Origin of the sequence: Streptomyces sp. NPDC057428 (genome assembly GCF_042803195.1) — a bacterium.
Lineage (GTDB): Bacteria > Actinomycetota > Actinomycetes > Streptomycetales > Streptomycetaceae > Streptomyces.
On the sequence record NZ_JBHVCT010000072.1, the window covers coordinates 22119 to 31451 of the forward strand.

The window sequence follows — 9333 nt, forward strand, 5'->3', positions numbered from 1 at the left end:
CGTCACGTGGGCCGGATGTCAGCCGGGAGGGTCCCGCAGTTCGTCGCGGATCGATTCCAGCACCGGGCGAAGCTGCTTCTCCTGCCGGTCCGTCAGGTTCTGCCGGGCGTCCCGGAAGGCGGTGACGACCATATCGGCCAGGCCCTGCGCATTGCTCGGGTCGGCGGCGACCGGTGAGATCACCAGATCCTCGAGGGCGCCCTTGCCGTTGATTGTCACCGTCACCAGGCCGCCGCCTGCCGTCCCCTGGACGGTCAGTGTACGGAGCTGCGACTGGGCCTGGACCAGTTCCTGCGTCAGTTGACGGGTGCTGTTCAGCAACCTCCGGACGGTTGCGTCATTGAGATCCATGTTCGGGTTCCGATCGTGTGGGGCCACGAGGGGCGAGAGCGGCCGTCATCGAGCATGTGCCGACACGCGACCAAGAAGCTGGCGCGGTCGAAAATGATGGACGGCCGATCGGCTCAGCCCTTGCTCCACTTTTGGTTCGGGGTGCCGGCACAGCTCCACAGCTGGAGCTTCGTGCCGTTGGCGGTCTTGTTGTCCACGACGTCCACGCACTTGCCGATCGAGGTGTTCACCAGATCGGCGGACGTGTTGAGCTTGAAGCGCTGGGCCCAGCCGCCGTTGCAGGTGGCGAGCTGGATGGCGGCGCCGTTGTCCTTGGAGGCCCAGGCGATGTCGATGCACAGACCGTACATTCGCGCCGTGCCGTCGGACCGGAAGTCGATCTTCTGCCACGAACCGCCGCCGCAGCTGTGGATCTCCAGGCGGGTGCCGTCGGTGGCCGGGCTGTCCTGGTGCCCCGTGGCGGAGATGCAGCGGCCACTGGCGTGGCCCACGACGGTGACGCCCGGATAGCTGACGGTCTGGGCCTTCTCATGAGCGCTGTCGGAACCACTCGAACCGGTGGCCCCGGACCCGGTGTTCGTGCCCGCGGCCGGCGACCCGGCCGACGGCTCGGCAGATGTGCCACCGTTCGACCCGCTGCCCGATCCACCGCCGTCTCCGGCGGCCTTCCCGCTGCCGGATCCGCTGTTGTCATCGACGACTGTTCCACCGCTTTTCACGTACTTGCCGACCGACTGCTCGTCCTTGCCGACCGACTGCTCGTCCTTGCCTGTCACGGGCTTGTCGCCGGTCGAACGGGTCGTGCCCGCCAAGGCCGTGGACTGCGCCGAGTCGGAAGCGGTCGATGAGGCGGAGGCCTTCGCGGCGGCGCTCTTCGCACTGTCGGAGCCGGAGGGCATCCGCGCGACCGCGAAAACGACAAGGCCCACCACCGCGGTGACCGTGACCGCGCTGATGATCCACGTCCACGGTCGTGTCTGCGACTCTCCGCCCTTGCGAACCTGCGTCGTGCGCCGGAGAAACGCGTTCGCGAACCGCGACGAGGCTCCGTCCAGCAGTGCTGGGTCCTGAGGTTTTTGTTGGGGCGGCAATTCGTCTCCCGTGACTTCGGAAACCATGGAGCGGGAATCGGACAAAAGGGAGGCAGGTTGCGAAGCATGTCCACGCGCTTCCCCGGTCGGACGATGCGCGGCTGTGGGACGTGTCCCGTCCGCGGCGGAGCGGACTACCTCACATGTGTCCTATAACACACGACGATTCTACACGTGTTTCGATAGACACCTGCCGCTCTCCGTCGGCTGTTTCACGAGCGCGTGTGCCTCCGGCAAAACCCTGCCCGGCGGGACGGGGTCCTGCCCACTTGTCGGGCCCGAGCTGAGTGTGATCTGGGCGAAAAGTGGAAACCGGCGGCGCCGCCGGGATTGACGACCATGCGACTCACCCGTACACCCAAGCACTGCTGTTCACCGTGCCCGTATCCGACCCGGGAGCATGCAAGCACCGACGACAGGGGTTCGCAGTACACGTCGGCCGCGTTCGCGCAGATCTGTGATGGGTTTCGGGATCCGCAGGAGCATGGGACGCGTCGGCTCGAGCTACGACAATGCGTGTGGACACGGGGGTTCATGCTGCGAGTGGTGCCCTTGTGCTCGGTGTGGATCTCACGGATCTCCACGAGCAGGGCGTCGTCGGCGGCCTGCCGCTCCTGGCGGGTCTTCGCTCCGGCAGTTCCTGAACTCCGCCGGATACGGAGACTTACGTCCCACCAGGACACCCTTCCTCGGATCGAAAGATCCATTGTCAGAGTGTCCACACCACCGGGGTCACCTCGCCTGGGTGAGTACCTGTTTGACGGACACCCGGTCGAGGAAGTCACGCCGGGCATGAAGTACCTCGTCCTCGTGCAGGAGCACGCGAAGGGACTAAAACACCTAAATCATGATAGACCCCCGACGGCCGCCGGTCACTGCTGGCGGACCCGGCACATGTGTCTGTCCGTGACGCCGAAGGTAATGATCTGTCCCGGGGTTTGGCCCACGACCTTGCCCCGCACTTCTCGTCGTGGTGGTAGCTGCGCTTGTGGTTGGCGGTGCCTCGGTAGCCGGGCTTGGTGGAGCACTTGGCGCACTCTTCCCAAATGCCGGCGTCGACCGCGGCCCGGGTGACGGAGTGGTCCGGGCCGTAGCCGTGAGCGTGGAGGAACTTGGGCACGGACGTCCTGTAGTTGATGGCGATGAGGGCGGCTCCGTCGACCTTGTCGTGGCCAGGGGCGAAGACCTTCCGCGTCCCCCGCTCTCCGGCGAGACCGGGACTGACGGGACACCGGAGGCCGAGGGAGGCCACCCGTGGGCAGGGCACTCGAAGCTGGTGAGCAGCTTGCTGCGTAGGGGCGACGCCCCCACTCCGATTCGAGCCGATACCGCGTTCCCTGGCTTGGGGCGCTCCGGGCAGACCGTGGCGCAGGGAAGCGGGGGAGTGGGGTCGGCGACTTACGTCGGCTGAGCCGTGAACCCTGCCCGTAGTCACCAACGTTGCCCGATCAGAGGGCTGTTGCGGGCCTCCCGCCGGTAGTCGGGACGTCACGGACAGCCCTTTCATGACCAACTGTCGTGCATCATTCGCCGTCAAATAACACTGTCACCTGGGGTCCTGCCCCTACCCGGCGTGCTCCGATGTATCCGGAGCCATCATCAGGGAAGTCAGTTGAAACAAGAGTTTCTCCGAAGAAGCTGGCACACAGCCGGTGCCGCGCTGGTCGCTGGCATAGTGGGGCTGATCTCGGCGCTAGTCGCCGTGCAGATCGCCCTGCGCGTCGTGATCGCGCACAGCAGTACATATCTTGACGTTCTCGTGGCGAAGCAGCTCGCTCCGGAATTCTCGGGCACCGTGGCCGGACTCGTCGCCGGTTCCGGGGTGCCTGTCCGGTGGCACATGGCGCCGTTCTCAGGCCACATCACAGCCCGCTGGGTACTTGAGCAGCGCTCCGAGTTGCTCCTTGTAGGCATCGGCTCACTGCTCGGCACCGCCGTGCTGGGATGGGTTGCCGCGGCCGCGGCGAGGCGTCTTGACCTTCCGAAGTGGCCGTTACTGGCAGCCTCGGCGGGTTCCTACGTTGTCCTCGTGGGTATTGCTCACGTGGCGACCCGTGACCCTGGCGCGGCTGCGGTGATGGAGCTGTCGACCTCGACCGTCTGGACGATCGCCGCGGCGGCCGGCTGGGCACTCGCGGTCGGTGGCGCCGTCGTGCGCTTCTACCCCGCCACGGGGCGGCGTTCGGCCCGGGACGTGCGGGTCGCGCGGCAGCGGGCCGTGCGGGGGGCGACGGTCACGGCCGTAGTGGCGCTGGTCGCCTCGGTGCTGTCCGTGGGTACTGCGGGAGCGGCGTCCGGTCAGACGCAGCCGCTGCAGAAGTGGCGGCCTTCTGGCGTCGGTGAAGCCCTGAAGGATCTCCAGCGCGAGACCGGCCACAAGCTGGACGTGGCCGACAACCCGCAGACGGGCACTCCCTCGATGCTGGGCGGTCTGCGCAGTCGGCTGGTGGGGGAGGGCGTTCCGGCGTGGCTCCACGCACATGCGAAGCTCTTCGGTGTCGCGGACACCGAGGGCATGCTGTCGAAGGGCACCGGCCGCGTCCCACTGCCCGATCCGAAGGGCGCCCACCACGTCTGGTACGACCAGTCGATCCACGGCGTGCGGGTGTACAACGCCCGGCTGGGAGTGCACCTGGACTCCGGCGGCAAGACGGTGACCGCTATCACCAACGGGCTGCGCCCCGACCTGATCCCCCCGGCCTCGACGGTTCCGACGATAAGCCGGAAGGACGCTGTCGCAGTCGCCGGCAAGACGATGCGGCATGCCAAGACGACCGCGTCGCCCTTGCTGGTGGTCTACCCCGGTCCTGCTAAGCAGGGGTTCAAAAGCCCTTCGGCCCTGGCCTGGCAGATCGATGTGATGGACAAGGGCGGGTTCAGCGAGCGGGTCTTCGTCGATGCTCTGCGCAAGGGGGTCATCGCCGGTGTCCAGACCCTCACCGAGACGGCCGCGGCCGCGGTTCCCGATCCCCCGAGGGCGCTGCCGCAGAACGCCACCGCGAACGACCTCAAGTGGGCTCCGGCCGTCGATTACGACACCAACAGCTGCTACAACGTCCCGGCGATCGGTCCCGACGGCGCCATCTCCCAGGGTCTCGACCACAACAACACGACCTCCTCGGCCGACTGCCACGACCAGTCGGATCTGGACAACACCAATGCGTACTCCCGGGAGCGCTGCAACTCCGGATGGTGCGTCTACCTCTACGACTACTACTTCGAGAAGGACGTGGCGGTCGAGAACGTCGCCGACGCCGGAGGGCACGTCCACGACTGGGAGCACATCGCGGTCTGGGTGAAGGACGACCAGGCGCAGTACGTGGGAACATCCGCGCATGGCGCGTACGACGTCCGCCCGGCCGGCGAGGTCCGCTGGGAGGGCACCCACCCCAAGGTCGTCTACCACAAGGACGGCGGCTCGACCCACGCCTTCCGCTTCGCCAACGCAGACGATGATCCGCCGGAGAACTTCTACCACGACTGGCGGCGTCCGGCGCTCGTCTCCTACAACGGCTTCCCCAGTGGACTGCGGGACAAGCTCTACGGCGCTGACTTCGACCATGCGACGATGGGTACCAGGGACTCGGCGTTCCCGTACGACCTTGCCAAAGCCATCCCGACACACCCGGAGTGTCACCAACGTCCCGATGGTTCAGGCGAAGACTGCGATTCGGTCCCCAATTTCCCGTTCGACTACAACCGTGACGACGGCTCCCCGGGCAACCCGTCGACCCGGAATCGAGCCGTCTTCGACATGAAGCACCGGGCGGACTTTTCCGCAACCGTGCAGGTGAGAGGCGAAGGCGAGCCGCCCGCCAACGATGCCGACGCGGACGATGCGTACGACCAGAGCGGCGTGGTCTACAACTTCTTCAAGGACAAGTTCGGACGCAACAGCATAGATGGCAGCGGCATGGCGCTGAAGTCGTATGTGCACTACGACACAGGCTTTCAGAACGCATACTGGAACGGCTCGTCCATGACATACGGAGACGGCATGCTGTCGCAGGACGTCTCCGGCCACGAGATGACGCACGGCGTCACCGAGCACACCGCAGGCCTCCAGTACTCATTCGAGTCCGGGGCGCTGAACGAGAGCATCTCCGATTTCTTCGGTGAGATGACCGAGCGGGCGGCAAAGGGAAAGAACGACTGGCTGGTGGGTTCCGACATGGAAGTCATGGGGCCCCTCCGGTCCATGTCCGACCCCACTGTCTACGGTGACCCGAGGCACATGAGCGCGTACTTGGAGACCTGCTCCGACCACGGTGGCGTCCACACCAACAGCGGAATTCCGAACTACGCGTTCTACCGCATGTCCGTTCTCCTGGGCCCCGATACCACCACAGATATCCTGTGGAGGGCGCTGACGCAGTACCTTTCCCCGACGTCGACGTTCGCCGACGCCGAGGCAGCCATGGTGACGGCTGCTTCCGACATCCACGGCCCGAATTCCCCTCAGACGTCCGTCACCAACAGCGTCTGGACGAACGAGGTCGGGATCACACCGAGCACCCCGGACCCGCGGCCCGAGGAGTGCGCCGGCGCCGGCACCATCTCGTGTCTGACTCTGGAACAGGTTTATGCCAACTCTGGCGCGCTGACGGCCGACGGTTCCCCGCTCGAGGACGTGGCCGGCTCGCTGATTCACATGTACGAGCTCGGCACGATCTCGGAGTCCCCCGCCGTCGCCTATTACGGGAAGCTCTTCCTCGGCAACAGGGAAGATTTCGACGCTACGCTTGAGCTCAACGGCCCGCTCCAGGACCAGTTCCTGCAGACGGTCCAGGACTGGGCGCCCGTGTTCCAGGCGGTGGACACGGAACAGGCCGACACGGTCATCATGACCCAGAGCCAGATCGACTCGGCCGCCGCCCTCAAAGACGCGGTGGTCACCGCGGCCGATCAGAAGGGCAAGCCACAACTGTCCCAGCTGATCACCGCGGAGTGGGGCAGAGTCGACGCACAGCACCTGGTGGGCCTCAGCGTTACCGGAGGCCTCCACTACCTCGATACCATCGCCAGGCAAGTGCCCGCTCCCACCCCCGGACCGGCTGCACCGTCACTGGCCTCCACCTTCAACAACGTGTCAGTCACGCAGGACACCGCTACCGACGCCGGTGACATCGACGGCGGCGGCGCCAGCTTCTCCGCACAGGCACTCGCCGCAGCAGGCGTCACACCGGGTTCGGCTGTGTCTCATGGCGGTGTGGCCCTGACCTGGCCCTCCACTGCCGGGAGCGGCAAGGCGGACAACACCGTCGCCAACGGCCAGACCATCGCTCTCAGTGGCACCGGCGACAGCCTCGGGTTCCTGGTCTCGGCGAGCTACGGCCCCACGGGCGGCAACGGGACCGTCTTCTACTCTGACGGAACCAGCCAGCAGTTCAGCCTGAACAGCCCCGACTGGTTCAGCGGCGACGGTGAGGTGGCCATCAGCACCGCTTACCAAAACCGCCACGGCAATGAGACGTACCAGGAATCCGCGTACGTCTACTACGCCGGGGTGCCGCTGCAGCACGGCAAGACACCGGTCAGCGTCCAACTGCCCAAGGTCAGCACCGCGGCGACCGAGGGCACCCCATCCCTGCACATCTGGGCGATGACTCACGGCACCGGCGCTGAGAACCTGACCTCCCGGTTCAACAACACGAGCGTCACCCCAGACACCAACACCGCCTTCGGCGACATGGACGGAGGGGGCAGGAGCCTTTCCGCACAGGCGATCGCCGCCGCAGGGGCGACCCCGGGATCCCAGGTCAGCCACAAGGGGCTCACCTTCACCTGGCCCTCGACCGCGGGCGTCCTGACGGAGACCGCCCTGGGCAGCTTCGGCCAGCCCGACAACGTTCTGTCCGCCGGGCAGACCGTGGCAGTCAACGGAACCGGCGGATCCACCCTCGGCTTCCTGGTGGCCTCCGCCAGTGGCCCTTCCGGTGGCACGGCCACAATCCACTACTCCGACGGCACCACCCAGGAGTCCCCCCTTACCGGAACCGACTGGTGGGTCAGCGATGGTGACGTGGCCATCAACTCTGCCTACCAGAACATGCCTGGCAACCAGACGTATGACCACTCCGGCAACATCCACTACGTCGGCATCCCCCTCCAGGCAAGCAAGACGCCGGTCAGCGTCGACCTGCCCGATGTCGCCGCGATCGTGAAGCCCGGCGTCCCGACCCTGCATGTCTTTGCCATGGCGATCGGCTGACACCACATCGCCACCCCGCGGGGCCGGTCCGACCAGGCCGGCCCCGCACCTTGACCGCACAACCGCGCCGCCACCACGAGCGTGAGCGCACGAAAGAAAGTGGTACCGCGTGACCGTCGTACCGCCCTACTGGCGTTCCATCCGACACCGAGAACTGAAATCCCGTATAGTCGAGGGACTTTCGGCGGTCGACACCATGATGTTCGACTGGTCCAAGAACGAGCAGCCGCTGCTCGCCACTTCCGCACAGCATCTCCTTTCCGCTGGCGGCAAGCGATTCCGCGCCGCACTCACCCTCCTGGCGGCGCAGTTCGGCGACGCCGACGCACCCGCCGTAATCAAAGCGGCTACCATTGTCGAACTCACCCACCTGGCGTCACTGCAACACGACGACGTCATGGACCGAGCCCACGTCAGGCGCGGCGTCCCCACCGTCAACGCCCGATGGGGAAACCGGATCGCCGTACGGTCCGGGGACTTCCTCCTCGCCCGCTCTGCCCAACTGGCCGCCGAACTGGGCGCGGACGTCATCCTCGCGCAACGATCTGTACTCACCCGTCTGGTGCAAGGGCAAATTCTCGAACTCCAAGGACCCAGCCCGGAAGAAGACGCTCTAACCCACTACCTGAAGGTGATCAGCGATAAGACCGGCTCCCTCATAGCCCTCGCCGGACGCATGGGCGCCATGGTTGCAGGAGCACACCCCGACATTGTCGAGGTGTTCGACACCTTCGGCGAAACCCTCGGCCTCGCCTTCCAACTCGCCGACGACCTCCTCGACATCTCGGGTAACCCCGCCTCCTCCGGAAAGAGAACCGGCACCGACCTGCGCCAAGGAGTCGACACCCTCCCCGTACTCCTCCTGCGCGCTCTGCCTCCCGATCCCCACGACCCTGCCGACAGTCGGCTGCGCGTCCTGCTGAACGGCAGCCTCCACAACGACAGAACCCACCAAGAAGCCCTCGAACTCCTGCGCGGCCACGCCGCGTTCCAGCAAGCCCGCGAGTACACCACACGAGAAGCGATCAAAGCACGCCAGATGGTGAGGGAACTGCCCCGCTGCCCAGCCCGCACAGCCCTACTCGATCTCTGCCAGAACGCGGCAACGCGCATCGCCTGACCTGAGCGGCCCGTGATGCCCGCCGGCCGCCCAGGGACCGGCTGCCGCTCGCCATCGCGAACGGGTCATGGTCCACCTGGGCCCTCCTCGGCAACAGCAACAACGTCCAGAATGGCGTCTGGGGCTGGTTCTCCGGTGGACACCCCACCGTGCAGGTGCTCGGTGGTAACGGCGGCTACTGGTGCAACACGCACAACGTCAACGGCACGTGGACCAACTGGTACGCCTGCTAGTAGGGCTTTGTTAGGTCCTGTGGTGTGGTTCGGGTGTTGGTGCGGGTTGGCCGCATATGGAGCAGGCGTCGGTCCAGGTGGCAGGAGGGCCTGGAGTTCGCGGAGGGCCGCGTAGGGGGTCAGGCCGGCGCAGGGGCTTTTGGGTCGAGCCGTAGCCTACGTTCCACAGTTGAGTGGGGTTCTCGGGGGTGTGGCAGGGCATCGGTGCAGGTCAGACGGTTGCACCTAGCGCGAAAGGCTGGAAATGCCTAGTGGCACGACTTGCTACCCCCATGGCTGTGACCTGGATTGATGTGCGTATCGTCTAGCGGCATGTATGTGAAGACG

The 9333-nt window shown here is 66.1% G+C and carries 4 protein-coding genes; 2 read left to right on the top strand and 2 right to left on the bottom strand.

Translation table 11 applies throughout. From position 1 onward, the window contains the following. Positions 1-18: 18 nt before the first annotated feature. Both ACFU5K_RS23965 and ACFU5K_RS23970 read right to left on the bottom strand, forming a co-directional pair. Entirely contained in the window at positions 19-351 is a 333-nt protein-coding gene (locus ACFU5K_RS23965) for a YbaB/EbfC family nucleoid-associated protein (RefSeq protein WP_384065099.1), read from the bottom strand. Between the two features lie 113 nt (positions 352-464). Continuing rightward, on the bottom strand, positions 465-1283 hold the full coding sequence (locus ACFU5K_RS23970) for a ricin-type beta-trefoil lectin domain protein (protein ID WP_384065101.1): 819 nt from the start codon (positions 1281-1283) through the stop codon (positions 465-467). A 1834-nt stretch (positions 1284-3117) separates the two neighbouring features. Between ACFU5K_RS23970 and ACFU5K_RS23975 the strand changes: the two genes are divergently transcribed. Continuing rightward, positions 3118-7653 (top strand): NPP1 family protein, encoded by a 4536-nt coding sequence (locus tag ACFU5K_RS23975; RefSeq protein ID WP_384065103.1) that lies wholly within the window; start codon positions 3118-3120, stop codon positions 7651-7653. A 109-nt stretch (positions 7654-7762) separates the two neighbouring features. Next, on the top strand, positions 7763-8773 hold the full coding sequence (locus tag ACFU5K_RS23980; protein WP_384065105.1) for a polyprenyl synthetase family protein: 1011 nt from the start codon (positions 7763-7765) through the stop codon (positions 8771-8773). Positions 8774-9333 lie beyond the last annotated feature (560 nt).